We start from the raw sequence: 24,668 nt of genomic DNA, 5'->3' as shown, positions 1-24,668 counted from the left end.
CTTGTGCCCACCCGCACTGCGTGCCAGATTGCGACATGCCGCAGACAACATCCCCGACATTTCCCAGCTGGCCCGACGTGGCCGCCGACCTGATCGCCGTCGCCGCAGGCCGCGCGCCCGCAGACACCGTGATCAAGAGCGGCACATGGGTCAACGTGCACACGCGCGAGGCGCTCCCGGACCACGACTTCGCCATCCGCCACGGACGCATCACCTACGTCGGCCCGGACGCCGGCCACTGCATCGGACCCGAGACCGAGATCATCGAGGCAGACGGGCGCTACATGATCCCAGGGCTGTGCGATGCGCACATGCACATCGAGTCGGGCATGCTCACCCCGGCCGAATTCGCCCGCGCCGTGATCCCGCATGGCACCACATCGATGTTCACCGACCCGCACGAGATTGCCAACGTGCTCGGCCTCGAAGGCGTGCGGATGATGCACGACGAGGCGCTCATGCAGCCCGTGAACATCTTCACCCAGATGCCGTCCTGCGCCCCCTCCGCGCCCGGGCTCGAGACAACCGGCTTTGAGATTACGCCGGAAGACGTCACTGAGGCCATGACCTGGCCAGGCATCATCGGCCTCGGGGAAATGATGAACTTCCCCGGTGTGACAAACGCCGACCCCAAGATGCTGGCCGAGATGGCGGCGACCGCCAAGGCGGGCAAGACCATCGGCGGCCACTACGCCTCGCCTGACCTCGGCCCGGCCTTTCACGCCTATGTCGCAGGCGGCCCGGCGGACGATCACGAGACTACGTCCGAGGCCGAAGGCATCGCCCGCGCCCGCCAGGGCATGCGCGCCATGATGCGCCTCGGCTCGGCCTGGTACGACGTCGAAAGCCAGATCACCGCAATCACCGAAAAGGGACTCGACCCGCGGTCCTTCATCCTCTGCACCGACGACTGCCATTCCGGCACGCTCGTGCACGACGGCCATATGAACCGCGTGGTGCGTCACGCCATCGACTGCGGTTGCGATCCCATCGTGGCCCTGCAAATGGCGACGCTCAACACCGCCACGCACTTCGGCCTCGAGCGTGAGATCGGCTCGCTGACCCCCGGACGCCGGGCAGACGTGATCCTCACCTCCGACCTCAAGACGCTCCCGATCGAGCACGTGATCGCGCGCGGGAAGACCGTGGCCAAGAACGGCACATGCCTCGTGGACTGCCCGCACTACGACTGGGCGGACAGCGCGCGCCAGACGGTCAACATGGCGCGCGACCTCACCGCTGAAGACTTCGAGATCGCAGCACCAGACGGCACCACCGAGGTTACCTGCAACGTGATCGGCGTCGTCGAAAATCAAGCCCCGACCAAGGCACTCAAGCGTACACTGCCGGTGCGAGGCGGGCTCCTCGAGCCCGACGAGCAGCAGGACGTCTGCCAGATTGCGCTGGTCGAACGGCACCGTGCCACTGGCGGCGTGGTCAACGCGCTTGTCTCGGGCTTCGGTTACCAAGGCCCCATGGCCATGGCCTCCACCGTCGCCCATGACAGCCACCACATGATCGTCGTCGGAACGTGCCGCACGCACATGGCCAAGGCCGCGAACCATCTCCGCGCGCTGGGCGGGGGCGTAACCCTCTGGCGCGATGGTCACGAGCAAGCCTCCGTCCCGCTGCCCGTCGCCGGCCTCATGTCCGACCGTCCCGCGAGAGAGGTCGCGGACCTTGCGCAGGCCCTCACGACGGCCATGCAGGACGCCGGCTGCACGCTCAACAACGCCTACATGCAGCACTCGCTGCTCGCGCTTGTCGTCATCCCCGAGCTTCGTATTTCCGATCTCGGCCTCGTCGATGTGCGCACATTCGAATTTACCGACCTTTTCGAGGACACCTGATGCAAGGCCTCATCGACCCTTCCCGCAACATCCTCACGCCCGAGGCGCCCGCGCCGCAGAGCTTCGACACCGCCGAAGCCGCCGTCGACCGGCTCGAACAGCTCTACACCGCCGCCACGACGTTCCTCTGTGACGGCTTTGCCAAGGCGCTGACGGACGGCCATCCGGGCGCCCGCATCCGCGCCTACTACCCCGAGGTGCGGATCACGACCGAAACCTTTGCCAAGGTCGACTCGCGTCTCGCCTTCGGCCACGTCTCGCGCCCGGGCGTGCACACCGCGACGATCACCCGGCCGGACCTCTTTCGCAACTACCTCATCCAGCAGATCAAACTGGTGATGGAGAACCATGGCCAGCCGGTCGAGATCGGGGTGTCAGACACGCCCATCCCGGTGCACTTTGCCGTGGCGAACGACCCGCGCCTCAACGTGCCGCAAGAGGGCGCGGCCGAGTTCATCCTGCGCGATGTGTTCGACGTGCCGGACCTCGGCACCACCAACGACGACATCGTGAACGGCACGCACACCTCCGTCGACGGGACCGAGCCTCTGGCGCCCTTCACCGCGCAGCGCGTCGACTATTCCCTCGCCCGGCTGGCCCATTACACGGCGACCGACCCCGGCCATTTCCAGAACTACGTGCTCTTTACCAACTACCAGTTCTACGTGTCCGAGTTCGAAGCCTACGCGCGTCAGCAGCTCGCCGACCCGGACAGCGGCTACACCAGCTTTGTCTCGACCGGGGACGTGGAGCTCACCGACCCCGACACGGTGCTGCCCGAGCCGACCAAGATGCCGCAGATGCCGACCTACCACCTCAAGCGCAAGGACGGGTCCGGCATCACGCTGGTCAACATCGGGGTGGGTCCCTCGAACGCCAAGACCGCGACAGACCACATCGCCGTGCTGCGCCCGCACGCCTGGGTGATGGTCGGACACTGCGCCGGCCTCAGGAACTCGCAATCGCTCGGCGACTTCGTCCTCGCGCACGCCTACCTGCGGGAGGACAAGGTGCTCGACGACGACCTGCCGGTCTGGGTGCCGATCCCGGCGCTGGCCGAGATCCAGATCGCGCTCGAAACGGCCGTGGCGCAGGAGACGCAGCTCGAAGGCTACGACCTCAAGCGGATCATGCGGACGGGCACCGTGGCCAGCGTCGACAACCGCAACTGGGAGCTGCGCGAGCACACCGGCCCGGTGCAGCGGCTCAGCCAGTCCCGGGCGGTGGCCCTCGACATGGAGAGCGCGACGATCGCCGCCAACGGCTTCCGGTTCCGAGTGCCGTATGGCACGCTCCTTTGCGTATCCGACAAGCCCTTGCACGGCGAGCTCAAGCTGCCCGGCATGGCCTCCGATTTCTACAAGACACAAGTCGCGCGCCACCTGATGATCGGCATCCGCGCGATGGAGCATCTGCGCGGCATGCCGCTCGAACGGATCCACAGCCGGAAATTGCGCTCTTTCGAGGAGACCGCCTTCCTCTAGCGCACCCCATCACGGCCTCAACCCCTAGGGGTCACCGCAAAATCGATGTTTTTTGGCAGTTTGGTGACACAATTTGTTGTGTTGTCTGGTTTCCTTGACTTAAATGCCGTCAATGAGACCGGGCAACTCGGCACATGCAAGGAGACAACATACATGGCAAAACCCATGACCAAGACCCAGCTGATCGCGGCGCTGGCCGACGAGATGGGCAGTGACAAGAAACAGGCAAGCGCGGCGCTGGACGCGGTGTGCAACCTGATCACGCGCGAGGTCGCTGGCGGCGGCGCGGTGACCCTGCCCGGCGTCGGCAAAATCTACTGCCGCGAGCGCCCGGAGCGCATGGTGCGCAACCCGGCCACCGGTGAGCAGATCAAGAAAGACGCCGACAAGGTGGTCAAGATGACAATCGCAAAGGCGCTCAAAGACAGCGTGAACGGCTGACCGAACACCCCACCTCGTCGGGACACTGAAAAAGCCAGCCGGAGGGAGGCTGGCTTTTTTTGTTGGCGGGCAGCCTGTGCGCTATAGCGTGCGAACTTTCCCCTGAATACATGAAAGACAGGGGTGCACGCGCCGTCTCGCGGGGTGGCGCAATCGCACCGCCCTTATTGCCGGAGGCAAACCTTCGGTTTGACGGGGGCGGGTCATGCCGGAGGCATGGCTTCGGCATGACGCGGCCTGACAGTTCCTGTCAGACGGGTGCGATGATTTAGGCCAGTGCGTATCAGGTTGAAGAGCGCCTTTTATAGCGCCGCGGCGTCAGGCGTATTCGGGCGATGGGCCGTCCAGATCGTAAGGCGGTGTGTCGTCTTCGATCTGAGTAAGACGGGTCTCGTCCTCGGCGGCCAGGCTCTCCATCAGGTCCGTGCCTTCGGGCGCGACCATCGACATCTTGAGCGGTGCGGCGCCGTGCGCCTCGCGGTAGTCGACCTCGACAAGGTGGTTGCCCGCCGTCAGGAACACGTCCGCGGACACGCCGGCCTCGTCGGCAAAAGACGACACCTCGGACCCGTCGACGCGGATGGTCGCGTTCTCTTGCGCGTGGGCGGTGATGCGGCAAAGGCCGGCATCCTCGACAAAGGTCAGCTTGGTCATGCGCGCAGGCGCGGACTCGTCGGTTTCGGCAAAAAGCGGGCTTGCGTCCATGGCTTGGGAATTTCTCATGGATACGCTCCTCGCTGGGGTGGGCAGAGCGACGCATTGGCCGTGCGATCAGCCGTTCGGGAGGGCAGGCGCGCCGGTGCGTGATGCCTCACGCGGCGCAGGTCTTGCCCTTGATCGAACGTCTGGATCGGCACTGGTCCCCACCACACCTCGTTTGGCCCCGGCACGTGCGAGGCGGACTGACACGTCGGGGGCGACACCAAAGGCGCGCGCTGCGCGCGGGGCGCAGCCTCCCGACCTCTCCACACCTAACGGCCAAAGCGCTGTGCGCATAGGGCTCTGCGCGGGGAATCTTGCCCATTTGTCGTCAGGACGAGAACGGCATCGCGCTGACCAAATGACTGTCGAGCGGACACGAACAATGCGCGTCAGCGCTGCTGCAGGTCGCGCGGGAATTCCCCTTACCGGGGCAGGGGATTCGTGCCGCGGTTGTAGGGCGTCCAGTCGGTGATGTCGGGGTAATGCGCCGCCCGCCAGGCGCGCACGCGGGGGTTCATCACCCGCCGCCAGAGGCCCGGCACCATCGCAAAGATCGTCATGACTGGATAGCCATACGGCAGCTGCGGCGCGTCCGCTTCGCCGTAGGTCTGCAAGAGCGGGAACCGCCGGTCCGGTTTGTAGTGGTGGTCCGAGTGCCGCTGGAGGTTGATGAGCAGCCAGTTCGACGCCCGCTTGGCCGAGTTCCAAGAGTGCCGGGGCAGCACATGCTCGTACTTGCCGTCACCCTGGTGGCGGCGTGTCAGGCCGTAATGCTCGACATAATTCACCAGCTCCAGCTGCCAGATCGCGACAAACGCCTGCACGAGGAACATGAAGAGCCCGATCCATCCGCCCAGCAGAACCGCCAGCAGCACCATCCCGGCCTGCAGGCTCCAGTACCGCCAGAACGGGTTGGAAAGGTCCGTCCACGCCTTGCCCTTGCGCGCCAGCATCGCCTTTTCCGCGCCGAACGCCGACACCCAGCACTGCCGCAGCACGCGCGGAAAAAACCTGTGGAACCCCTCGCCGTACCGTGCTGTCACCGGGTCTTTCGGCGTCGCGACATAGCGGTGATGGACCAGCAGGTGCTCGCTGCGGAAATGCGAATAAAGCACCATCGCCAGCAGGATGTCCGCCATCCAGCGTTCCAGCTTGCTGCGCTGATGCATCAGCTCGTGGCTGTAGTTGATCCCGATCGTGCCGGTGATCACGCCAAGCCCGAAGGCGATCCCGAATTGCTCGAGCAGCGACAGGTGCGGCGCTGTGGCGGCGTACCAGATGACGCCGAACACGGTGGCAAACTGTACAGGCGTCCAGATTAGCGTGATCGCCGTGTACCATTTCAGGTGCTGCGCCGCGATCTGCGGGTCCGCGTTCTCCTCGTTCAGGCCGGTCACGAAATCGAGCCCGCTGAACAGGTACCAGGTCGCCACCGGCAGCAGCAGCACCCACCATCCGCCCTGCACCGCGCTCACCCAGATGAGCGGCACCAGCAGCAGCGACGTCCAGAAGGGCAGCGCGTGCTGCAGTTTCGAGATTTGATCGGCGGTCAGCATGAGGCGGGTCCGGGCTGTGCGGCAATGTATCGGTTGCGATGTTACGGCCTTTCCACGCGGGCTAGCAAAGGAATTGGGCGGAATTGCGGCACCCCGCCGCAACGTCACGAGGTGCGGCGCTTTGCCTGGGACTGGCCCGCGGCGCCCTTGGCGAGCGCCCAGACCTTGCGCATGACGGTGGGCATCGCGTCCGGGTCGAACGCGGCTGCGTCAACGAACGTGCCGCGCGCCGGGGTGCGGTCCATCGGCACCAGCGCCGTGAGCACCGTCAGCCGCAGGTGAAAGTGGGTGAACGTGTGCCGCGCCTCGCCGTCCTGTGCCGTCCACTCTGCGCGGATCGGAGGAGCCTCCTGAGGCGCCTCCTCCGTCCAGTCCGAGCCGGGCCAGCCAAGCGTGCCGCCGAGCAGTCCCTCGTCGGGGCGCGTCTCCACGAGCAGCGCGCCGTCAACACGCCGCGCCACATAGGCGAACCCCAACCGCGTCGGCTTGCGTTTCTTCGGCAGCTTTTTCGGCAGATCGAGGTGCGTGCCATTTAGCCGACCGGCGCAGGACGCCTGCCAGGGACACAGCCCGCAGGCCGGTTTGCGCGGCGTGCAGATCGTCGCGCCGAGGTCCATGATCGCCTGTGCATAGTCTCCCGGGCGCGTCTTTGGCGTCAGCTCCTCAGCGCGCGCCGTCAGTTCCGCCTTGGCCGCCGGCAGGGGCATGTGGACGTCGCGCAGCCGGGCAATCACCCGCTCCACGTTGCCGTCCACCACAGTCTCCGGCAAATCGAACGCGATCGAGGAGAGCGCCGCCGTCGTGTATGGCCCGATCCCCGGCAGGGCGCGCAGCGCCTCGGGGTCCTCCGGGAACACACCGCCGTGCCGCTCCACCACCGTGCGTGCGCATTTCAGGAGGTTCCGCGCCCGGGCGTAGTACCCAAGGCCCGCCCAGGCGGCCATGACCTCGGCGTCCTCGGCCGCCGCCAGATCGTGCACCGTCGGCCAGCGGGAGGTGAACACCTCGAAATAGCTTTTGACCGCCGCCACGGTCGTCTGCTGCAGCATGATTTCCGAAAGCCACACGCGATAGGGATCAGGCCGCACGCCCCGCGCCCGCGCCGCCGGACCCACGCGCCAGGGCATCTGGCGGGCGTGCCGGTCGTACCAGTCGAGCAGCGCAGCAGCCAGTTCCGAGGCGGCTTCGGCGTCACGCAAACGTTATCCTCCCGTGTGTACGATTTCAGGGTGCCTGCCGGCGAGCGAGGGCTTAAACTGACAGTCACCGGAGTCAATGCGACGGAGTCGGAGAGATGCCCCGCCACGGCGGCACCACCAAAGGGTTCAAGCGCACGTCCACGTTGATCGAGCAGCGTGTGCGCTCGGCGTCCTCGTCGCGTGGCTTTGCGGAATCGCGGCTTTTGACCCATTGGCACGACATCGTCGGCGCGGACCTTGCTGCGCTCGCCCGCCCCGTGGACGTCTCCTACGGGCGCGGCGGCATGGGCGCGACGCTCACCGTGCTGACCACCGGCCCGCAGGCGCCGTTTCTCGAGATGCAGAAGGAGGCGCTCCGCACCCGGGTGAACGCGGCCTACGGGTACAATGCTATCAAACGCGTGCGGATCACGCAGACAGCGCCCGTCGGCTTTGAGAGTGGAGCCGTGGACTTTGCCCGCGCCCGCCCTGCAGCCGCCGCACCGCCGCCGTCCCCCGAAACCCGTGCCAAGGCGTCCGCCGCGCGCAGCTCGGTCGCCGACAGCGGCCTTGCAGACGCGCTCGAACGGCTTGCGCTCAATGTGCTCAGCAACCCCAAGGCGCGATGACCCCTTGATCCGATACCTGGCGTGCGGCATGTCCTGCGCCTGACCCAGAGGACCTTACGATGACCCGACTTTTCTACGTTGCCGTCTTTGCCGTCGCGCTGCTCCTGGGGGGCGGATGGAAGCTGCTGCAACCCAGCGATGACCAACTCGCCACCGACAGCTTTGCCCTGCCGGGCGCCGCCAATGCGCAGGAGGCGTCCGCGGACACCGAGGCAGACGCGCCCGAGATCATCGAGATGACGCTCGGAAATCCCGACGCCGACGTCACGATCATCGAATACGCCAGCTACACCTGTCCGCACTGCGCGACCTTCCACAACGGTCCCTACAAGCAGCTCAAGGCTGACTACATCGACACCGGAAAGGTCCAGTTCATCTACCGCGAGGTCTATTTCGACAAATACGGCATGTGGGCGTCGATGATCGCGCGCTGCGCCGGGCCGGACAAATTCTTCGGCATCACCGACATGCTCTACCAGACGCAGGCCAGCTGGTCGCGCGCCGGGTCCGACGCCGCCATCGCCGACGAGCTGCGCAAGGTTGGCCGTCTGGCCGGCATCAGCGGCGAGCAGATCGAGGCGTGCCTGACCGACGGCGACAAGCTGCGCGCCCTCGTCGAGTGGTTCCGCGCCAACGCCACCGCCGACGACATCAGCTCCACCCCGAGCTTTGTCATCAACGGCCGCAAGTATGCCAACATGGGCTATGGCGAGCTGTCCGACCTGATCGACAGCAAGCTGTGATCGTTTGGTGTTCGGACCATGCGTTGGCTCACACTTGCTTAGTTCAAAGCGCCCGCCTGACAGGAACTGTCAGGCCGCGCCGACCCGCCCCCCTGGGGCGGCGCGATTGCGCCACCCCGCGGGACGGCGCGTGAACATTTGTTTGCTTTGTATCAGTTCGACAGACCTTTAACCTACAGCCCCAGACGATCCAGCGCCGCGTGGAGCGGCGCCGGGTCCTCAATCTGCAGGCGCACCGGCACCGCCAGCACGTCGCGCAGGTCCGCCTGCGACAGGCGGATTGCGTCTTTTTCAGTAGTCACCAGCTGCGCGCCCAGCCGCTGTGCGTCGCTCTTGAGACGCGCCATCAGGCGTGGCGACAGGGGCTGGTGATCGCTCAGCGGCACCGTCTCCACCACCTCAGCACCAAGCGCGCGCAACGTGGTAAAGAACTTTTCCGGTCGGCCAATCCCCGCAAAGGCGAGTACCCGCGCGCCTGACCAGGGCATTCCAGTCTCAAGCGGTGCGAGATGACCGGTGAGGTGGGGCACCGTGATCTGGTCCGCCCAGGTCTGCCGAAACTGTGCCTGCGCGGGCGGAAGACCGAGGCTCAGCACCAGATCGGCGCGCCCCATGCCCGCCGCGACGGGTTCTCGCAAAGGCCCGGCGGGCAGGCACCGCCCGTTGCCGAACCCCGTCTCGGCATCCGCCACGATGATCGACAGGTCCTTGGCTAGCCCCGGGTTCTGGAACCCATCGTCGAGCAGGATGACATCCCGCGCGCCGGCAGCCTCCATCGCGCGCGCGCCGGCGGCACGGTCGCGCGACACCCAGACCTCGGCAAAGGCTTGCATCAAAAGCGGCTCGTCCCCGACGTCGGCAGCGCTGTGCACCGCAGGGTCGACCCGCACCGGTCCCTCCAGCTTGCCGCCGTACCCGCGTGACAGGACGGCTGCCGTCTTCCCGCGTGCCGCCAACTCCTGAATGAGCGCAATCACAGTGGGTGTCTTGCCGGCCCCGCCAGCGGTGAGGTTGCCCACGCAAATCACCGGCGCTGCGGCATCGTACGCCGGCGCCTGTGCCACGCGCCGCGCCGTCGCCTTCGCCGTCAGAGCGCCGAGCGGCGCGAGGAGGCGCGCGGCCAGACCCGGGCGCTCCGGCGGGCGCGTCCAAAAGGCCGGCGGGCGCATCAGCCCGTGCCTCCGCCATCGAGCGTGTCCTGGATCATCGCGACCACTTGGTCGGTCGCCGCCGCGCCGGTGGTCGCGATCTGCCAGCCGGCGTGTGCCATGGCGGCGGTGCTGTCCGGAGCGCTGAGCTGCGAGAGTGCGGTGAAGAGCTCGTCGGCGCTGCTCACGACCCGCGCAGCGCCGGCCATGCGCAGGCGACTGAACGCATCGGCATGCGCGGTGAGGTGTGGCCCGCTGAGGATGGCGGAGCCAAGCGATGCTGCCGGCCAGGGGGAGGGGGTCTCGAGCGCCGGCACGAAGGAGCCGCCCATCACGGAGATCGGCGCAAGCCGGTGCCAAAGCCCCAGCTCGGCAGGGTCGCGGGTCATCAGGAGTTCCGTCGCCTCGGTGATCGGATCGCCGGCATCCCAGTCCGCAACGCCCAGCGACAGATCGGCTGCGGCTTCGGTCAGGGCGTCGGCGGCGCGTGCATCCTCCGGGTGCAGGATCGCCAGGGTGCGCGGGGTGAACCGTGCTAGCTGCGCGTGGGCGTTCAGCACCAGCTCCATCTCGCTCGCGGTGATCCGTGCGCCCGCCCAGAGGAACCGGTTGCCAAGCGTCTCGCGCAAGGCGTCGAGGTCACTCTCGACGCAGTTTGGAGGCATGTCGCCGACCTGCATCGGTCCGGTGAGGTGCAGCCGCCCGGGGTCAAGGCCGTAGGCCGCAAGCCGCCGCTCGGCGTTCGCCGTCTCGGTATGGATCGCCGAAAAGTAGCGCAGAAGCGCGCGGGAGACGGAGCTGCGCCAGCGGAGGCCCGGCACAGGCACGCCCTTTTCCATGGCGGCGATGAGGGCCAGCGGCACGCTGCGCTCGGCTGCGGCAGCCAGCGGCGCGGCGACCAGATCACCGCCCATCCACAGCCCCATGTCCGGCGCGAAATGCGTGAGGAAGGCTTTGGCCTCCCTAGAGGTCTCCGGCACTTGGCCGGCGTCAACCATGTCGAGGCCCGCCGGATCGCAGGGCGCGACCTCTGAGGCGCGCGTCAGCACGACGTGGGTGCCGGGACGCAGGGTCATGAGCCGCTGGATCAGGGGGCGGGCAAAGGCGTGGACTTCGGTGAGGCCGATGTGCAGCCAGACCACCTCGCCCGGGGGGCGGGGCGCAAAGCTGTCCGGCCGGGTCTGGTCCTTGCGCCCGCGCAGCGCCAGGTCCGCCGTCAGGGCCAGCGGGTGGCGCATGGCGCGTCAGCCCAGCTCTTCGGTCGGGGAGGCGGGCGCTTCCTCGTCGCGCAGGCGGTGCAGGTGGGCGATGAAGTAGCGCATGTGCGCGTTGTCGACCGTGCGCTGCGCCTCTGCCTTCCACGCGTTATAGGCGGTCTCGTAGTTCGGGAAGATGCCGACGATGTGGATGTCGTCGGTGTCCTTGAACTGCGACTTGGTCGGGTCCGACAGCTCTCCGCCAAAGACGAGGTGCAGGCGCTGGGTCATGGGGTGTCCTTCCGGCTGGGGTTGCCTCCGAGGATTGAGCCGTCCTGCCAGCGGGGTCAAGGGGCGCGCCGCGCGTGGCGCCCCGTGGTCAGAGCGCGCTGAGGGCCGCCCTGACGGTTTGTGCCTCTGCCAGCGCTTCGGGGTTCTCGAGCGTTTCGAGCACGGCGATGGCGTCGAGGCTGTGCCGCAGTCCTTCGGTGCGGATCGCCCGGTTGCCGGAAAGCTCGGTCTGGAGGCGGCAGAGGTTGGCGAGGTGGGTCTGGACCTGTGCCCATGGCGCGGGAGCCGCATCCCGGGTCCAGACGCGCGTCGCGCTCTGGTAGGCGTTGGCGGCCTGACCCAGCATCGCAATGTCCTCGTTCGCCTCGCCGAGCCGCAGGAGGGTGCGCCCAAGCGCGACGTGGACCTCCGCCCAGAGGTCGGGCGTGTCTTCGGCGCTGATATCCTCGATCGCGGCCTCGAGTGCGGCGACGGCTTGGCTCAACATTGCCTCGTCCTGCTGCACACGGCCGAGCGCGCGCAGGATCAGCCCGTGGTCGATCAGCACCGCGCTGTGGTCTTCGGCGGTTTGGCAGAGGGGCAGCGTCTGGCGGCAGAGCGCTTCGGCGAGGGCCAGCCCCTGCGACGTGCCTTGCTCGCGGGCCTCGGCGATCTCGTCGCGCAAAAGCTCGATCAAAGGCGCTTCGGCGTCCACGTCGAGCCGCGCGCGGCGGACTTGCGCGGCCGCGGCGGCGTCGAGGTCGCCCGCCTCGGTTTCCAGATCGCCAAGCGCCGTGAGCAGGTCGTCGAGCCCGTCCTCGGCGGCGTCGCGGGCGGTGATGAGAGTCATGCGGGCGCCGTCCACGTCTCCGGTGTCGCGCTGCGCGGCGCTGGTGGCAAGTGCGCTGGCAGCGGCTTCCTCGAACGAGCCGCCGGCGGGAGCGGCGTCTGAGGCACCGCGCGCCAAAAGGGCGGCATCGAGCGCGGCGAGCGCGGCGTCGAAGTCCGAGGTCGTCACCCGCGCGCGGGTGTAGGCGAGTGCGACGACGAGGCTGCGGCGCAGCTCAAGCTCGGCCTGCAGCGCGTCACGTTCGGCGATAAGCGCGTCGATCTCGACCCGCGAGGGGCGGTTGCCGGGGGCCACACGGGTGGCGTCGATCTCCGCCGGGGGAAGCGCCAGCGCCGCCGCCACGCGCTGCACGGTCTGCTCCTGGGGATTGCCTGTGCGGGCGTTCTCGAGCCGGGAGATGTCGCCCTTGCGCTCGGGCGAGCCAAGGGCTGCTGCGGCGAGATCGCCTTGCGTCAGGCCCTGCGCCGCGCGCGTGCTCTTGATGAGGCGGCCGAGCGCCACTGCGTCGAACATCTGTCTGCTCCGTCTGCCTGTCGGGCGCTGTGCGCGCCTCTGGTTGGTGGCAGGATAGAAACCGTCGCGCCACCTTTCAACACAAGTTAGCCGTTGGGCCGCAACTTATGTCGTCTGGGGTGGCAGACTTGGCAGCAAGGACGGGTGAAGGGCAGGCGCGGCGGCGAGCACGCCCCGCGTCTGCGCGCCGGGAGAGTTGAACCGCAGCGGCGCGCCTGCTGCGTCGGTGACGGTCGCGCCGGCTTCGGCTGCGAGGAGCGCTCCGGCTGCAATGTCCCACTCCCACGTCGGGCGCACGGTCAGCATGGCGTCGAACCGGCCCTCGGCCACCAACGCCATGCGGTAGGCGAGGGAGGGGCGGTGGTGCCGCGTCACGTCCGGCACTCCGGCGGGCCAGAGCGCGGGTTTCATCGCCGGTTTGGTGATCAGGACATCGGCGCCGGGGAGGGTGCTGCACGTGCTGGCCGTCAGAGGCGTGCCGTTGAGCGTTGCGCCTTGGCCGGCGGCGGCGGCGTAGAGCTTGCCGCGCAGGGGGAGGTAGACCACGCCCGCAACGGGCGCGCCGTCTTCGACCACGGCGAGGGAGTGCGCCCAGGTCTGCGAGCCTTCGACAAAGGCACGCGTGCCGTCGATGGGGTCGATGACGAACACGCGGGATTTGGCGAGGCGTGCGGGGCCGTCGTCGCTTTCCTCGCTGAGCCAGCCGTAGTCCGGGCGGGCGTCCTGCAGGTGCTGCGCGAGGTAGGCGTTGACGGCGAGGTCAGCCTCCGTCACCGGGCCCGCGCCGCCGGGTTTGTCCCAGACCTGCGCCTCGGGCCCGGTAAAGCGTGTGGCGATCTCGCCTGCCTGCCGCGCCGCGTCGATGAGCAGGTCGAGGTCAGTCACCCGCGATGGCCATGCCGTCCACGAGGAGCGAGGGCACCACCCGCGACAGGTGCGTCCGCGCGTCGTTGGCGGGAACGATCCGGCCGAGCATATCGCGCAGGTTGCCGGCGATGGTGCCTTCGTTGACCGGGTGGCTGATGACGCCGTTCTCGACCCAGAGCCCCGAGCAGCCGCGCGAATAGTCGCCCGTGTTGGGGTTGATCGTTGCGCCGATGAGGGAGGTCACGATCAGGCCGGTGCCCATGCCCTGGATCAGGTCCTCCCGGCTGGCGCTGCCTTGGGTGAGCGCGAGGTTCCAGGCGGTCGGGCTGGGTCCCGAGCCGGTGCCGCGTGCGGCGTTGCCGGTGGGGGTGAGGCCGAGTTTGCGCGCGGTGGCCATGTCGAGCGTCCAGCCCTGCAGGATGCCGTCCGCGACAAGCGCGCGTTTGGAGCAGGGGAGCCCTTCGCCGTCGAAGGGGCGGGAGGCGGCGGCGCGCGGGCGGGTCGGGTCCTCGATCAGGTCGACCCCGTCCGGCAGGACCCGTTCGCCCATCGCGTCCCTGAGCCACGAGGCGCCCCGGGCGATCTGGCTGCCGTTGATGGCGGCAACGAGGTGGCCGATCAGCGAGGAGGAGATGCGTTCGTCGAACAGGACAGGATAGGTGCCGGTGGGCGGTTTCTTCGCGCCGAGGCGCGCGGCGGCGCGGTGGGCGGCGGTAGTGCCGATCTCGGAGGCTGAGCGCAAGTCTGCGCCGTAGGTCCGGCTGTCGCCGTCGTAGTCGCGCTCCATACCCAGACCCTCGCCCGCGATGGCCGTGCACGAGATGCTTTGCCCGCTGCGCCGGTATCCGGCGGAGAACCCGGCGGAGGTTGCCAGCCAGATGTCCCGGGCCGAATAGCCAGCGGCGGCAGCTTGCACCTGGGAGATCTGGCCTGTGTCGAGGGCGGCTGCCTCGGCAGTCAGCGCGTCCTCTTGCAGCGCAGCGGCGGAGGGTTCTGGACCGGGGTCATAAAGGTCGAGCGGCGTGGCGTCGGTGTCCGTCGCCAAAAGCTCTGCCGGGGCAAGCCCGGCGTAAGGATCTTCCGGCGCCTCGCGCGCCATGGCGACTACGCGTTCGGCAATCTCGGCAAAGGTCTCGGGCCGGGCGTCCGAGGTGGAGGTAACCGCGCTTTTCTGTCCGACAAAGACGCGCAGGCCGAGGTCCGTACCCTCGGCACGTTCGGCGTGTTCGAGTGCGCCGGCGCGGACTTCGATGCTGAGCGCCGTGCCTTTGAGCGCGACGGCATCGGCGGTGTCGGCACCGGCGGATTTGGCGGCAGCGAGGAGGGCGGAGGTCAAGCCTTCGAGCGTGTCTGTCATGCGCCTGACCTAGCCCGCACCCCCCGGTGCCGCAAGGGCGGGGCCTTTACCGGCTGAGCGTGTCGCGCTGGGCCGACAGATCCTCGATCGCTTGGGCGAGGTGCACATCGGCAATGGCCGGGTCCCCTGCCGCGACGCGGATGCGGTGCGCAGCCATCAGAACGTCCGCGTGGGTGTGGCCGGCGGGCGGCTCGAACCGGTAGGAGGCGAGCTCGATCAGCATCCCCAGCGGGTCGCGAAAGTAGATCGAGTTCATGAAGCCGCGGTCCTTTTCCCCCGAATGGCGGATGCCGCGCGCGTCGAGCCGCGCTTTTAGCTGGGAGTACATCGACTGGCTCACGGAAAACGCGATGTGGTGCAGCATCCCGGCCTCTTGCGGCGCTGCCTTGCCCGAGGGTTTGCGCGTCTCGTTGGTAAAGATCGTGATGAGCCGCCCGTCGCCGGGATCGAAATAGAGGTGCCCCTCGTTCGGATCGTCGAGGTTGGGCTGTTCAAAGACAAACGGCATGCCGAGCACGCCCTCCCAAAAATCGATGGAAGTCTGGCGGTCGGCACCCATCATGGTGACGTGGTGCAGGGCCTGACTTTGCAGTTTGGCGGTGGCGGGATTGGACATGGTCTGTCTCCTCTGGATCGTCCTGTGCGTTGCGCGTGAGATAGCAAACGTGCCTCATGTGCGAAATTCGAGAATAGCGCACCAAAAAATTGCAAAATCGCACATATCAGACAGAAAAACGCGCCCCGGTTGGAGCGCGTTCCCTTTTCACGATGTGGCTGCGATCAGCGGATGCGCTGACCGTTGGCCAGGATTTGCCCCTGCTCGTTGAATTCGATCACGCTTTCCAGCACGTCCTCGCCCGCGGGCACGGCAAACATCGACATCATCATGCGCGCGCCCATCGCCTCGTCCTGGCCGACGATCCCCATCGAGATCAGCCGGTCGATCAGACCGTTGGCGCCGGCCAGCTCCAGCTCGATCTCGCCGACGGGCTTGGGGATGCCCTCGTAGGTGTCGAGATCGGTATTGTCGAACATCACCTCGCCAAGCCCTGTCAGGCGCGCGCCGACGGCATCGACCACCATCCGGCTGACGGTGAGCGACAGGACTTCGGCCGGCAGAACTTCGCCGCGCTCCACCGCCATCAGCTGCTCTTCGTCGAAGAGATCGACAAGCACGTTCACCAGCCCGTCGACCTGCAGGTCGATGGTGGCCGGGTCGCGCGGCAGCTGCTGGGCGGGGTCAAAGATCGACCACAGCTCTTCGTTCATCACGAAGTTCGCCAGCGTGATGCCGAGCCCGACGGGTTGCGGCGTGTCGCTCTCGTTCTTGCCGAGAGGCGCGGTCATGTTCAGCCCGAGCGTTTCCAGCGACACATCGATCGGCAGCGGGAAATCGGTCGTCTGCATCTCGACGTTGTACCCGTTCGTCTCGAATCCGTAGGTGATCACCGTGTCCTGCATGGCCGTGCGGAGGCGCGTCCCGGTCGAAGAAGACTGCGCGGTCACCTGCGTGCCCTCGATGTCCGCCGCCAGCGTCGTGCCACCGGCGCCGGTGGTGTAGGTCCCGTCGAACGCCAGATCGCCGTTGAAGAAGGCCATCGGGTCGCTGGCGTCGAATTCGAGCGGCAAGGTAAACGTGCCGTCGAAATTCACGTTCGCCGCGCCGCCTTCCATCTCGAAACGTTCGGGGCTTTCGGGATCCTGGCCTTTGATCACGTAGGCGACGTCGCCCATGTTGATCGTCTGCTCGTAGGACTGCGTGTCGCCTTTCGTGTTGACGGTGGAGCCGTCGAACTGCGAGGCGGTCATCTCGAAGGAGAAGATGCCCGGGACCGCGTTCATGCCCGACACCAGCACTTCGGTCAGCGCCAGGGTCAGCGCGTCCCCGTCGTAGGTCGAGGTCAGCGCATCGGGCGTGCCGGACACTTGCAGGTCGAACGCCTCGTGCGTCAGCGCCATGCCGACCTGCACGGTTTCGCCGTCCACTTCGATCCCGAGGTCGATCGCGGCAGGCGAGGCAAAGGTCATGCCCACCGTTCCGTCCGCGTTCGTGGTGTAGATCAGCGGCGGCAGGGTCATCACCATGTCCGCGTCAGCTTCGGGGATCGGCACGCGCATGGTCACATCGCTGACCGTCAGCACGTCTCCGTCCTGAGTTTCGGTCGCGCTCACCTCGTAGCCGAAGCTTTCGAGGTAGGTCCGGTTTTCGCTCCAGACCTGCGCCGCCGTCAGGTCGGCAAAGGCGGGGGTGGAGCAGGCGAGCGTGGCAAGGGCCGTGGCGCAGAACCGCCGGGTGGGGAAGGTCATGTGGGTGTCCTTTGTGGGATCTGTTCTGCCAAAGGTGTTGGCAGATCGCCCGGGGGTCAAGTAGGGGATTCCAGAGGTGGCAGGGCGCAGGCCCTTGTGCGCCGCGCGTGCCGAGACAGGAGGACAGCTATGACGATGGACGGAAAAACGGTTGTGATCACCGGAGCCTCGCGTGGGATCGGCGCCGAGGCAGCCCGGGTGTTTGCCAATGCCGGTGCACGTGTTGCACTGGTGGCCCGCTCGACGGATGCGGTTGCCGATTTGGCCGGAGAGATCGGGAACCAGGCGCTCGCCATCCCCTGCGATGTCAGCCGGTATCAGGAGGTCGCCCGCGCCATCGCCGCCACCGAAGAGACGTTTGGCGGCGTCGACGTGCTCATCAACAACGCCGGCATGATGGAGCCGATCGCCCATTTGGCAGAGGCCGACCCGGATGCCTGGGGTCACATCATCGACGTCAACCTCAAGGGTGTCTTTTACGGCATGCGCGCCGCCGTGCCCGGCATGATTGCGCGGGGCGGTGGATCGGTGCTGACCATCAGCTCGGGCGCAGCCCACGGCCCGGTAGAGGCGTGGTCGCATTACTGCGCGTCCAAGGCCGGCGCGGCAATGCTGACCCGCTCCCTCGACAAGGAGTATCGAGGCAAGGGCATCCGTGCCATCGGCCTCAGCCCAGGCACAGTTGCCACGCAGATGCAGCGCGAGATCGCGGCCTCCGGCATCAACCCGGTCAGCCAGCTCGACTGGTCCGCGCACATCCCCGCCGACTGGCCCGCCAAGGCGCTGCTTTGGATGGCGGGGCCTGGCGGCGACGCGTGGCTGGGCGAAGAAATCTCGCTCCGCGACGAAGGCATCCGTGCCGCCGTCGGTCTTGAATGATAGACGTCACGGACACAGGCGCGCTGCGCCGGATCACGCTGAATCGCCCGGACAAGGCCAACGCGCTCACTGCGCCGATGCTCGAGGGCTTGATCGAGGCGGTGACGTCTGCGGCAGAGGCGCGCGCGCTGATCCTGACCGGTGCTGGCAAAGTCTTCTCCGCCGGCGCCGACCTCGAGGCCGCACGCGCCGGGCTTGCGACCTCGCCCCTGTGGGAGGAGCTCTCCGGCGCTGTCGCGCAGTCCCGCGCCCTGACCATCGCCGCGCTGAACGGAACCTGCGCGGGCGGCGCGATGGGCATGATCCTGGCTTGCGATCTGCGCGTTGCGGTGCCGGGTGCCAAGCTCTTTTATCCGGTGATGCGGCTCGGCTTTCTGCCGCAGCCCTCTGACCCTACGCGCCTTTCTGCGCTTGCCGGCCCGTCGCGGGCCAGGATGATCCTGATGGCAGGCCAAAAGGTCACCGCCGAAACCGCGCTTGGCTGGGGGTTGCTCGATGCTCTGGCCGATGATCCCGTAGCCGAGGCCGAACGGCTCGCCGCCGACGCGCTTGGCGCGACGGCCGCACATGTTGCCGGGATCAAGGCGCTTTTGCCAAACGGGGATGGGTGAAATCACCCATCCTACGTTTCCGCGCCTCACCCCGTAGGATGGGTGCTTGCACCCATCTACCGCTTGCGGCGGCCCCCTTTGGTTTTCGAGATGAAGTCCGGCGGACGCTTCGCGACCCAGGCGGCGAACTTGGCAAGCCTCGGGTGGCCGCGCAGCGCTTCGGGCGTGTTGAACTCCCGCGCAAGCTCCGCCTCGGTCAGCGTGGCGTGGATCTCCTTGTGGCAGATGTGGTGCAGGAGCACGGTCGGCCCGCCCTTGCCGCCTTTCAGCTTGGGGATCAAGTGATGCAGCGACTGCGGCACGCCCTTGGGGATCGGGCGCCCGCAGAGCGCGCAAGTCGGCGTGTCTGACGCGTTTTCCACATGAATCGACATGATCCGGCGCGGCTTGGCGTCAATCTTTCTTGCGGTCTGTGACATGCTCGATACCATATGTAGCAGCCAGCCCAGGGAACGACGCAGATGGACTTTGACCTCGCCGCACAACCCGAGATCGTCCAGCAGGCGGTCGGCTATGCGCTCCAGTTCTGGGACATTGCCAAGACCTGGCTTTTGAGCCCCGCCGCCTGGTCGCAGTTCGGGTTGATTGCAGGCGCCTTCCTTTTGGCGTGGCTGATCAACCGGAAGGCGCAACCGGCGCTCCATGGGTTCCTGATGCCCGCGCCCGAGCAGACGGGCATCTTTGCCGCGCTGCGCCGGTTCATCGCCAGCTTCCTGCCGCTCTTGCTGCCGCTGCTGGCGTTCGTGTTCACGGCCATCGGGGAGCAGATCGTCCGGTCGATCTTTGAATCGGGCGCCGTGATCGCGTTCGGCAAGCGCGTGTTCCTCTTCCTGGCCGTCCGCGCCTTTGCCCGCGACATGGTCAAGGACAGCTTCCTGCGCCTCATCGCGCGGTTCTTCTTTGTGCCGATGGCAGGGCTCTACGCGCTGGGTATCCTCGATCTGGTGATCGAACGATTGCGCACCACGATCGTGCCGCTTGGCAACATGTCGTTCGACCTCCTTTGGCTGGTGCAATTCGTCGTCGTGGGCGGGCTGATCTTCTGGCTCGGGCGCTGGTCCAACGACCAGTCGGCCGGCCTGATCCAGAAGAATGAAGAGATGCGCCCTGCCCAGCGCCAGCTCGCGGTCAAGGCGACGGAGATCGCGATCTTTGGCGTCGCCTTCCTCGTTCTGATGAACATCATGGAGGTCAACATCGCCTCCCTCGCCGTGCTCGGCGGTGCGGTGGGCGTGGGCCTTGGCTTTGGTCTGCAAAAGATCGCGTCTAACTTTATCTCCGGCGTGATCCTCCTGCTCGAAGGGCAGGCGACGGTGGGCGATTATGTCGAGCTTGATGGCGGTGAGGCCGGCACCATCGTCAAGACCACCGCGCGGGCGATGTTCCTCGAGACCTACGACGGCAAGTGGATCGTGGTCCCGAACGAGGATTTCATCACGACGCGGGTCACCAACTATTCCGACCAGGGACCGTCCAACCGCTACGAGGCGGATTTCAAGGTCAGCTACGAGACCGACATCAACCGCGTGCCGGACATCGTGGAGGCGGCCGTTGCGACGCACCCCGCCGTCCTCTCCGAGCCGATGCCGCCCGATTGCGAGCTGCGCGCTTTTGGGGAGAACGGCATCGAGTTCGCGGTCGAGTTCTGGGTCGAGGGCATCGACGACGGCAAGAACAAGTTCACGTCGGACGCGCTCTTCCTCATTTGGAACGCGCTCAAGGCGAATGGCATCGAGGTGCCGATCCCCCAACGCGCGCTGCACTTTACCGAGGCTGACAAGAAGGCGCTGATGGGGGTTTAGAGATGGTCAGCCATCTAATCTCGCTCAGACCAAAGCGCCCGCCTGACAGGAACCGTCAGGCCGCGCCGACCCGCCCCCGTCAAACCGAAGGTTTGCCTTCAGTAAAACGGGCGGCGCGATTGCGCCACCCCGCGGGTCGGCGCGTGAACAGAAGTCATTTATGAGGGAGACTTTGAGACATTGATTCACCGCTTCTGCTCCGCCACATCTTCCGCAATCAGCGCTTTATAGAGCGCCTGAATGCGCGCCGTAACCGGACGGCTCCCATCCCCGATCGGCTTCCCATCAATGGACGCGACCGGTGTCTGGGCGCCAAAGGTCCCCGTCAGAAACGCCTCGTCCGCATCATAAGTGTCGACCAGCGAAAAGTTGCGCTCGAACACCGGGATGCCGTTCGCGCGGCAAAGGTCGATGACCTTTTGCCGGGTCACCCCGTTCATGCAGTAGTCTCCGGTGGAGGTCCAAACTTCCCCCTTGCGCACGACAAAGAAGTTGCAGGCGTTGGTCGTGTTCACGAACCCATGCGGGTCGAGCATCAGCGCTTCGTCGGCGCCGGCCTGCTCGGCCTGCAGGCAGGCGATCACGCAGTTGAGCTTGGAGTGGCTGTTGTACTTGGCATCCTGGCTCATCGGCAGGCCCCGCACCTGCGGGACCGTGGCAAGGCGAATGCCTGCGCTATGGAGCCTGTCGACAGGCTTCGAGTGCTCCATGATGATGACCAGCGTCGGGCCTGACTGGCTGAGCGCGGGATGCTGGAAGGGGCGGACCTTCACGCCACGTGTGAGCATCAGACGGCAGTGCACGTTCGAGTGCATCCCGTTCGCTGCTTGCGTCGCTTTCAGCGCGGCCGCGATCCCGTCTCTATCCATGCCGACATCCAAAGACACCGCTTTGCAGGCGCCAAAGAACCGGTCCATGTGCTCGTCAAAGAAGGTCCAGACCCCGTCGTAGAGCCGCATTCCCTCCCACATGCCGTCGCCCAGCATGAAGCCGCTGTCGTAGACCGACACCTTGGCCTCCTCGCGCGGGACGATGTCGCCGTTCACGTAGATGAGGATGCCGGCGTTGCGCGGGTCTTCGAGCGCGTCGTGGGTGGAGGGGCGGTCGTCGGTCATGTGCTCTCCTTCGCAATGCCGCCGTTATCGGCGGATCGCGCTGCGTTGCCAACCCAACTGGACGCCTGCGGCACAGGCGCGTAGACCCGGGCGATGGAGAGATCTGCGCTTGTGATCGGAGCCGGCCCGGCGGGCCTGATGGCGGCAGAGGTGCTGGCCGGGGAGGGGTTCGCAGTCACGGTTGCCGACGCGATGCCCTCACCCGCGCGCAAATTCCTGATGGCCGGCAAGTCGGGCTTGAACCTCACTAAGGACGAGTCGCTCGAGGCTTGTCTCGCCGCCTACCCCGATCCCGAGGTGCGCCCGATGGTGCAGGCCTTCGGTCCGGTCGAGGTCATGCATTGGGCGGAGGAGCTGGACCAGCCGCTTTTCACAGGCTCGTCGGGCCGCGTCTTTCCCCGCGCGATGAAGGCGTCGCCTCTCCTGCGCGCCTGGCTGGCGCGGCTCGATACGCTCGGTGTTAGGCTCCAGCGGCGCTGGCGTTGGATGGGCCTTCCGGGGGAGGCGCTGTTCGAGACGCCTGATGGTCAGGTGCGGCTGCAGCCCACCGTGACCGTGCTGGCGCTCGGTGGCGCGTCGTGGAAGAGGCTTGGCTCGGACGGGGCGTGGACGGAGAGGTTCCCCGATGATGCCGCGCCTTTTCAGCCGGCGAATATGGGGCTTTGCCTCGGATGGTCCGACAAGATGGCCGAGCATGTCGGCGTCCCGGTAAAGCCTCTGGCGCTACAGGCAGGCGATGTGCGGGACACAGGCGAGGTCGTCATCACGCAATCGGGTCTCGAAGGGGGCGGCGTCTACGCCGTCTCACGCGCGGTGCGGGAGGGCGCGGCGCTGACGCTGGACCTGCTCCCGGACCTCTCGGAAGGAGCGATCCGACAAAGGCTTGCGCGCAAGCGGGGCAAGGCGAGCCTCTCGACTCATCTGCGTAAGACGCTGAACTTGCCTGCGGTGAAAAGGTCCTTGCTTTACGAGTTTGGTCGGCCTTTGCCAGATGACCTTGCGCCGCTGCTGAAGGCGCTGCCAGTGCGGCACGACGGCTTTCCAGACATCGACGGGGCGATATCCACGGCGGGTGGACTTCGCTTTGACGCGCTGACGCCGGGGCTGATGCTCAAGGATCAGCCGGGCTGGTTCGCCTGCGGAGAGATGCTCGATTGGGAGGCGCCGACGGGCGGGTATCTGATCACCGCCTGTCTGGCGACCGGACGCTGGGCGGCACGCCATGCGGCGGCCTGGACCCAGCGGAACGTCTAAATTAAGCAACCATTGACCTGATAAATTCGAGACGTCTGGTCACGCGCCGCCCGTTTTGCCGAAGGCAAACCTACGGTTTGACGCGGCCTGACGGTTCCCGTCAGGCGGGGGCTTTGATTTAGGCCAATGCGCTTACACGTAGTAGTGGTCGCGGAAGACGTGCCGTGCGATGTCCTCACGCTTGAGTCCGCGGGCGGCGAGTTCCGCGTCGGACATATTGCTGAGCGCTTCGATGCGGCGCGCCTTCTCGGAGGATTCCGAGATCGAGATCAGCCAGTTGCCAAACGCGGAGAGCGCGTTGACGACGACATTGCCCGAGCGATCCGCGGCATTGGAAGAAACATAGGCCATGATCAAGCTCCTAAGTGGCTTTGTGAATTTCGATGTTCCTCAAAGGTAGGGGCATGCTGCAAGCGCGAAAAGGGCCGTCGCTGCAACGCCGCATTGCGCGAGACGCATGGCGGTCTGCCTGCGATTTAGGCAACGGCGTCTCGCAAGATGGCTGCGAATAATTTTACCAGTTGATAAAATTTTGGACCTGAGTCACGGTTCTTGTGTCGATAAGCGAGGCAGGAGGGCGTGATGCCGAACCAACTGAGCGCAGGAATCGTGGCCGGGCGGCTGGCGCCCGAGGAGCTCGATGCGAACTTTGGCGACCTGCATCCGCCCTTGAGCGGTCACGAGGCGCTGGTGGCCGCAGACCGCTGCTATTTCTGCCACGACGCGCCCTGCATTGCGGCGTGCCCGACGGACATCGACATCCCTCTTTTCATTCGCCAGATCGCGACCGGCACGCCCGAGGCGGCGGCCAAGACGATCCTGAGCCAGAACATCCTGGGCGGCATGTGCGCCCGGGTTTGCCCGACCGAGACGCTGTGCGAGGAGGCCTGCGTGCGCGAGGCCGCCGAGGGCAAGCCGGTCAAGATCGGGCAGTTGCAGAGATACGCCACCGACACTCTGATGCAGTCAGGGATGGAGGCTGGCACCCACCCGTTCTCCCGGGCGGCCTCGACTGGGCGCAAGATCGCCGTGGTCGGGGCCGGTCCGGCAGGTTTGGCCTGCGCGCACCGGCTCGCGATGAAGGGCCATGATGTCGTTTTGTTCGACGCCAAGCCAAAGGCTGGCGGGCTCAACGAATACGGCATCGCGGCCTACAAGACGGTTGATGGCTTCGCGCAGGCGGAGGTCGACTGGTTGATGCAGATCGGCGGGATCACCTTGGAATCCGGGAAGGCTTTGGGCCGCGACATCACGCTCGATGGCTTGCGAGGCGATTTCGACGCGGTCTTTCTTGGGCTGGGCCTCGGCGGTGTGAACGCTCTGGGCGTCTCCGGTGACAACAAGGACGGTGTCCGGGACGCGGTCGACTTCATCGCGGATCTGCGTCAAGGCGACTTGTCCGACCTTCCGGTCGGCCGCGACGTGGTCATCATCGGCGGTGGCATGACGGCGGTGGATGCCGCGGTGCAGTCCAAGTTGCTGGGCGCCTTGAACGTGACATTGGTCTACCGCCGCAGCCGCGCGCGCATGAATGCGAGCGTCTTCGAACAGGATCTCGCTGCCTCCAAGGGCGTGCGGATCATCTGCAATGCGCAGCCGGTCGCCGTGCACGGCAACGGCTCGGTGCGCGAGATCGAGTTCGCTTATGTCGGGGATGATCTTTCGGAGACGGGCGAGACGTTCCGGCTGGCTGCCGATCAGGTCTTCCGCGCCATCGGGCAGTCTTTGGAGTTTGACGGGCTGGACCTCGATGGCCGCAAGATCGCTGTGAGCGGTGCGGGCAAGACCTCACTCGACGGCGTCTGGGCCGGAGGCGACTGCGCAGCGGGCGGCGATGACCTGACGGTGACCGCTGTGGCCGAAGGCCGGGATGCGGCCGAGGACATACATGCCACCCTGGGCGCTGGCTGAAGCCG

24 protein-coding genes are annotated in these 24,668 nt (G+C 66.6%); 10 read left to right on the top strand and 14 right to left on the bottom strand.

Going from position 1 to position 24,668, the window contains the following annotated elements:
- Window positions 1-35: 35 nt before the first annotated feature.
- From ade to ACU0B3_RS10080, 3 genes are all read left to right on the top strand, one after another.
- Window positions 36-1,850 carry an adenine deaminase gene (gene ade / locus ACU0B3_RS10090; protein WP_446260727.1) on the top strand — a complete coding sequence of 605 codons (1,815 nt, stop codon included), beginning with the start codon at window positions 36-38 and terminating at the stop codon, window positions 1,848-1,850.
- Window positions 1,850-3,334, top strand: a complete 1,485-nt coding sequence (locus tag ACU0B3_RS10085) for an AMP nucleosidase (RefSeq protein WP_446260726.1) — start codon at window positions 1,850-1,852, stop codon at window positions 3,332-3,334. The genes ade and ACU0B3_RS10085 overlap by 1 nt, the downstream gene beginning before the upstream one ends.
- Window positions 3,335-3,487: 153 nt before the next feature.
- Window positions 3,488-3,775 carry an HU family DNA-binding protein gene (locus tag ACU0B3_RS10080; protein WP_446260725.1) on the top strand — a complete coding sequence of 96 codons (288 nt, stop codon included), beginning with the start codon at window positions 3,488-3,490 and terminating at the stop codon, window positions 3,773-3,775.
- A 318-nt stretch (window positions 3,776-4,093) separates the two neighbouring features.
- Here the strand turns inward: ACU0B3_RS10080 and ACU0B3_RS10075 are convergent, their stop codons facing one another.
- The 3 genes from ACU0B3_RS10075 to mutY form a co-directional block, all read right to left on the bottom strand.
- Window positions 4,094-4,498 (bottom strand): hypothetical protein, encoded by a 405-nt coding sequence (locus ACU0B3_RS10075; protein ID WP_446260724.1) that lies wholly within the window; start codon window positions 4,496-4,498, stop codon window positions 4,094-4,096.
- Between the two features lie 401 nt (window positions 4,499-4,899).
- The gene (locus ACU0B3_RS10070; protein ID WP_446260723.1) at window positions 4,900-6,033 is read right to left on the bottom strand and encodes an alkane 1-monooxygenase; all 1,134 of its coding nucleotides are present in this window, start codon (window positions 6,031-6,033) and stop codon (window positions 4,900-4,902) included.
- 104 nt (window positions 6,034-6,137) lie between these two features.
- Complete coding sequence (gene mutY, locus ACU0B3_RS10065) at window positions 6,138-7,232, bottom strand: A/G-specific adenine glycosylase (protein WP_446260722.1); 1,095 nt, start codon at window positions 7,230-7,232, stop codon at window positions 6,138-6,140.
- A 95-nt stretch (window positions 7,233-7,327) separates the two neighbouring features.
- Here mutY and ACU0B3_RS10060 point away from each other — a divergent pair, with 95 nt between their 5' ends.
- Entirely contained in the window at window positions 7,328-7,840 is a 513-nt protein-coding gene (locus ACU0B3_RS10060) for a DUF721 domain-containing protein (RefSeq protein WP_446260721.1), read from the top strand.
- Between the two features lie 59 nt (window positions 7,841-7,899).
- Window positions 7,900-8,583 carry a DsbA family protein gene (locus ACU0B3_RS10055; RefSeq protein WP_446260720.1) on the top strand — a complete coding sequence of 228 codons (684 nt, stop codon included), beginning with the start codon at window positions 7,900-7,902 and terminating at the stop codon, window positions 8,581-8,583.
- A gap of 173 nt (window positions 8,584-8,756) precedes the next feature.
- Here the strand turns inward: ACU0B3_RS10055 and lpxK are convergent, their stop codons facing one another.
- The 8 genes from lpxK to ACU0B3_RS10015 all read right to left on the bottom strand — a co-directional run bounded on the left by lpxK (window position 8,757) and on the right by ACU0B3_RS10015 (window position 17,091).
- A complete protein-coding gene (lpxK, locus tag ACU0B3_RS10050) occupies window positions 8,757-9,752 on the bottom strand; it encodes a tetraacyldisaccharide 4'-kinase (RefSeq protein WP_446260719.1) in 996 nt (331 codons plus the stop codon).
- A complete protein-coding gene (locus tag ACU0B3_RS10045; protein ID WP_446260718.1) occupies window positions 9,752-10,969 on the bottom strand; it encodes a 3-deoxy-D-manno-octulosonic acid transferase in 1,218 nt (405 codons plus the stop codon). The genes lpxK and ACU0B3_RS10045 overlap by 1 nt, the downstream gene beginning before the upstream one ends.
- 6 nt (window positions 10,970-10,975) lie before the next feature.
- A complete protein-coding gene (locus ACU0B3_RS10040) occupies window positions 10,976-11,218 on the bottom strand; it encodes a DUF4170 domain-containing protein (protein WP_446260717.1) in 243 nt (80 codons plus the stop codon).
- Window positions 11,219-11,306: 88 nt separating this feature from the next.
- Window positions 11,307-12,560 carry a helix-turn-helix domain-containing protein gene (locus tag ACU0B3_RS10035; protein WP_446260716.1) on the bottom strand — a complete coding sequence of 418 codons (1,254 nt, stop codon included), beginning with the start codon at window positions 12,558-12,560 and terminating at the stop codon, window positions 11,307-11,309.
- A 105-nt stretch (window positions 12,561-12,665) separates the two neighbouring features.
- Window positions 12,666-13,445, bottom strand: a complete 780-nt coding sequence (locus ACU0B3_RS10030) for a 3'(2'),5'-bisphosphate nucleotidase CysQ (protein ID WP_446260715.1) — start codon at window positions 13,443-13,445, stop codon at window positions 12,666-12,668.
- Entirely contained in the window at window positions 13,438-14,784 is a 1,347-nt protein-coding gene (locus ACU0B3_RS10025; protein WP_446260714.1) for a TldD/PmbA family protein, read from the bottom strand. The genes ACU0B3_RS10030 and ACU0B3_RS10025 overlap by 8 nt, the downstream gene beginning before the upstream one ends.
- A gap of 46 nt (window positions 14,785-14,830) precedes the next feature.
- Window positions 14,831-15,400 carry a VOC family protein gene (locus tag ACU0B3_RS10020; RefSeq protein ID WP_446260713.1) on the bottom strand — a complete coding sequence of 190 codons (570 nt, stop codon included), beginning with the start codon at window positions 15,398-15,400 and terminating at the stop codon, window positions 14,831-14,833.
- Window positions 15,401-15,564: 164 nt separating this feature from the next.
- Window positions 15,565-17,091: a hypothetical protein gene (locus tag ACU0B3_RS10015; protein WP_446260712.1), complete on the bottom strand. Its 1,527-nt coding sequence runs from the start codon at window positions 17,089-17,091 to the stop codon at window positions 15,565-15,567.
- 129 nt (window positions 17,092-17,220) lie between these two features.
- On the opposite strand from ACU0B3_RS10015, the gene ACU0B3_RS10010 reads away from it, so the two are divergent.
- Both ACU0B3_RS10010 and ACU0B3_RS10005 read left to right on the top strand, forming a co-directional pair.
- Window positions 17,221-17,970 (top strand): SDR family oxidoreductase, encoded by a 750-nt coding sequence (locus ACU0B3_RS10010; protein ID WP_446260711.1) that lies wholly within the window; start codon window positions 17,221-17,223, stop codon window positions 17,968-17,970.
- Window positions 17,967-18,581, top strand: a complete 615-nt coding sequence (locus tag ACU0B3_RS10005) for an enoyl-CoA hydratase/isomerase family protein (RefSeq protein WP_446260710.1) — start codon at window positions 17,967-17,969, stop codon at window positions 18,579-18,581. Before ACU0B3_RS10010 ends, ACU0B3_RS10005 begins: the two co-directional genes overlap by 4 nt.
- A 56-nt stretch (window positions 18,582-18,637) precedes the next feature.
- Here ACU0B3_RS10005 and ACU0B3_RS10000 read toward each other — a convergent pair whose 3' ends face one another.
- Window positions 18,638-18,955, bottom strand: coding sequence for an HNH endonuclease (locus tag ACU0B3_RS10000; RefSeq protein ID WP_446260709.1), 318 nt, complete (start codon window positions 18,953-18,955; stop codon window positions 18,638-18,640).
- 87 nt (window positions 18,956-19,042) lie between these two features.
- On the opposite strand from ACU0B3_RS10000, the gene ACU0B3_RS09995 reads away from it, so the two are divergent.
- Entirely contained in the window at window positions 19,043-20,383 is a 1,341-nt protein-coding gene (locus ACU0B3_RS09995; protein ID WP_446260708.1) for a mechanosensitive ion channel family protein, read from the top strand.
- 185 nt (window positions 20,384-20,568) lie between these two features.
- Here ACU0B3_RS09995 and ACU0B3_RS09990 read toward each other — a convergent pair whose 3' ends face one another.
- The gene (locus ACU0B3_RS09990) at window positions 20,569-21,498 is read right to left on the bottom strand and encodes an aminotransferase class IV (protein ID WP_446260707.1); all 930 of its coding nucleotides are present in this window, start codon (window positions 21,496-21,498) and stop codon (window positions 20,569-20,571) included.
- A gap of 93 nt (window positions 21,499-21,591) precedes the next feature.
- Between ACU0B3_RS09990 and ACU0B3_RS09985 the strand changes: the two genes are divergently transcribed.
- Window positions 21,592-22,752 carry a TIGR03862 family flavoprotein gene (locus tag ACU0B3_RS09985; protein ID WP_446260706.1) on the top strand — a complete coding sequence of 387 codons (1,161 nt, stop codon included), beginning with the start codon at window positions 21,592-21,594 and terminating at the stop codon, window positions 22,750-22,752.
- A gap of 132 nt (window positions 22,753-22,884) precedes the next feature.
- Here ACU0B3_RS09985 and ACU0B3_RS09980 read toward each other — a convergent pair whose 3' ends face one another.
- Window positions 22,885-23,103 carry a DUF1127 domain-containing protein gene (locus ACU0B3_RS09980; protein ID WP_446260705.1) on the bottom strand — a complete coding sequence of 73 codons (219 nt, stop codon included), beginning with the start codon at window positions 23,101-23,103 and terminating at the stop codon, window positions 22,885-22,887.
- Between the two features lie 231 nt (window positions 23,104-23,334).
- On the opposite strand from ACU0B3_RS09980, the gene ACU0B3_RS09975 reads away from it, so the two are divergent.
- Window positions 23,335-24,663 carry an NAD(P)-dependent oxidoreductase gene (locus ACU0B3_RS09975; RefSeq protein ID WP_446260704.1) on the top strand — a complete coding sequence of 443 codons (1,329 nt, stop codon included), beginning with the start codon at window positions 23,335-23,337 and terminating at the stop codon, window positions 24,661-24,663.
- Window positions 24,664-24,668: the final 5 nt, after the last annotated feature.

This window comes from Pseudaestuariivita sp., assembly GCF_052825805.1.
Note: the sequence above shows the minus strand (reverse complement) of the source record. Positions and strands in the feature narration are given on the sequence as shown.

Coding starts and splice junctions, on each gene's coding strand:
- ade (WP_446260727.1), top strand. CDS start 36: ATGCCGCAGACAACATCCCCGACATTTCCCAGCTGGCCCGACGTGGCC.
- ACU0B3_RS10085 (WP_446260726.1), top strand. CDS start 1,850: ATGCAAGGCCTCATCGACCCTTCCCGCAACATCCTCACGCCCGAGGCG.
- ACU0B3_RS10080 (WP_446260725.1), top strand. CDS start 3,488: ATGGCAAAACCCATGACCAAGACCCAGCTGATCGCGGCGCTGGCCGAC.
- ACU0B3_RS10075 (WP_446260724.1), bottom strand. CDS start 4,498: ATGAGAAATTCCCAAGCCATGGACGCAAGCCCGCTTTTTGCCGAAACC.
- ACU0B3_RS10070 (WP_446260723.1), bottom strand. CDS start 6,033: ATGCTGACCGCCGATCAAATCTCGAAACTGCAGCACGCGCTGCCCTTC.
- ACU0B3_RS10060 (WP_446260721.1), top strand. CDS start 7,328: ATGCCCCGCCACGGCGGCACCACCAAAGGGTTCAAGCGCACGTCCACG.
- ACU0B3_RS10055 (WP_446260720.1), top strand. CDS start 7,900: ATGACCCGACTTTTCTACGTTGCCGTCTTTGCCGTCGCGCTGCTCCTG.
- lpxK (WP_446260719.1), bottom strand. CDS start 9,752: ATGCGCCCGCCGGCCTTTTGGACGCGCCCGCCGGAGCGCCCGGGTCTG.
- ACU0B3_RS10045 (WP_446260718.1), bottom strand. CDS start 10,969: ATGCGCCACCCGCTGGCCCTGACGGCGGACCTGGCGCTGCGCGGGCGC.
- ACU0B3_RS10040 (WP_446260717.1), bottom strand. CDS start 11,218: ATGACCCAGCGCCTGCACCTCGTCTTTGGCGGAGAGCTGTCGGACCCG.
- ACU0B3_RS10035 (WP_446260716.1), bottom strand. CDS start 12,560: ATGTTCGACGCAGTGGCGCTCGGCCGCCTCATCAAGAGCACGCGCGCG.
- ACU0B3_RS10025 (WP_446260714.1), bottom strand. CDS start 14,784: ATGACAGACACGCTCGAAGGCTTGACCTCCGCCCTCCTCGCTGCCGCC.
- ACU0B3_RS10020 (WP_446260713.1), bottom strand. CDS start 15,400: ATGTCCAATCCCGCCACCGCCAAACTGCAAAGTCAGGCCCTGCACCAC.
- ACU0B3_RS10015 (WP_446260712.1), bottom strand. CDS start 17,091: ATGACCTTCCCCACCCGGCGGTTCTGCGCCACGGCCCTTGCCACGCTC.
- ACU0B3_RS10010 (WP_446260711.1), top strand. CDS start 17,221: ATGACGATGGACGGAAAAACGGTTGTGATCACCGGAGCCTCGCGTGGG.
- ACU0B3_RS10005 (WP_446260710.1), top strand. CDS start 17,967: ATGATAGACGTCACGGACACAGGCGCGCTGCGCCGGATCACGCTGAAT.
- ACU0B3_RS10000 (WP_446260709.1), bottom strand. CDS start 18,955: ATGTCGATTCATGTGGAAAACGCGTCAGACACGCCGACTTGCGCGCTC.
- ACU0B3_RS09995 (WP_446260708.1), top strand. CDS start 19,043: ATGGACTTTGACCTCGCCGCACAACCCGAGATCGTCCAGCAGGCGGTC.
- ACU0B3_RS09990 (WP_446260707.1), bottom strand. CDS start 21,498: ATGACCGACGACCGCCCCTCCACCCACGACGCGCTCGAAGACCCGCGC.
- ACU0B3_RS09985 (WP_446260706.1), top strand. CDS start 21,592: ATGGAGAGATCTGCGCTTGTGATCGGAGCCGGCCCGGCGGGCCTGATG.
- ACU0B3_RS09980 (WP_446260705.1), bottom strand. CDS start 23,103: ATGGCCTATGTTTCTTCCAATGCCGCGGATCGCTCGGGCAATGTCGTC.
- ACU0B3_RS09975 (WP_446260704.1), top strand. CDS start 23,335: ATGCCGAACCAACTGAGCGCAGGAATCGTGGCCGGGCGGCTGGCGCCC.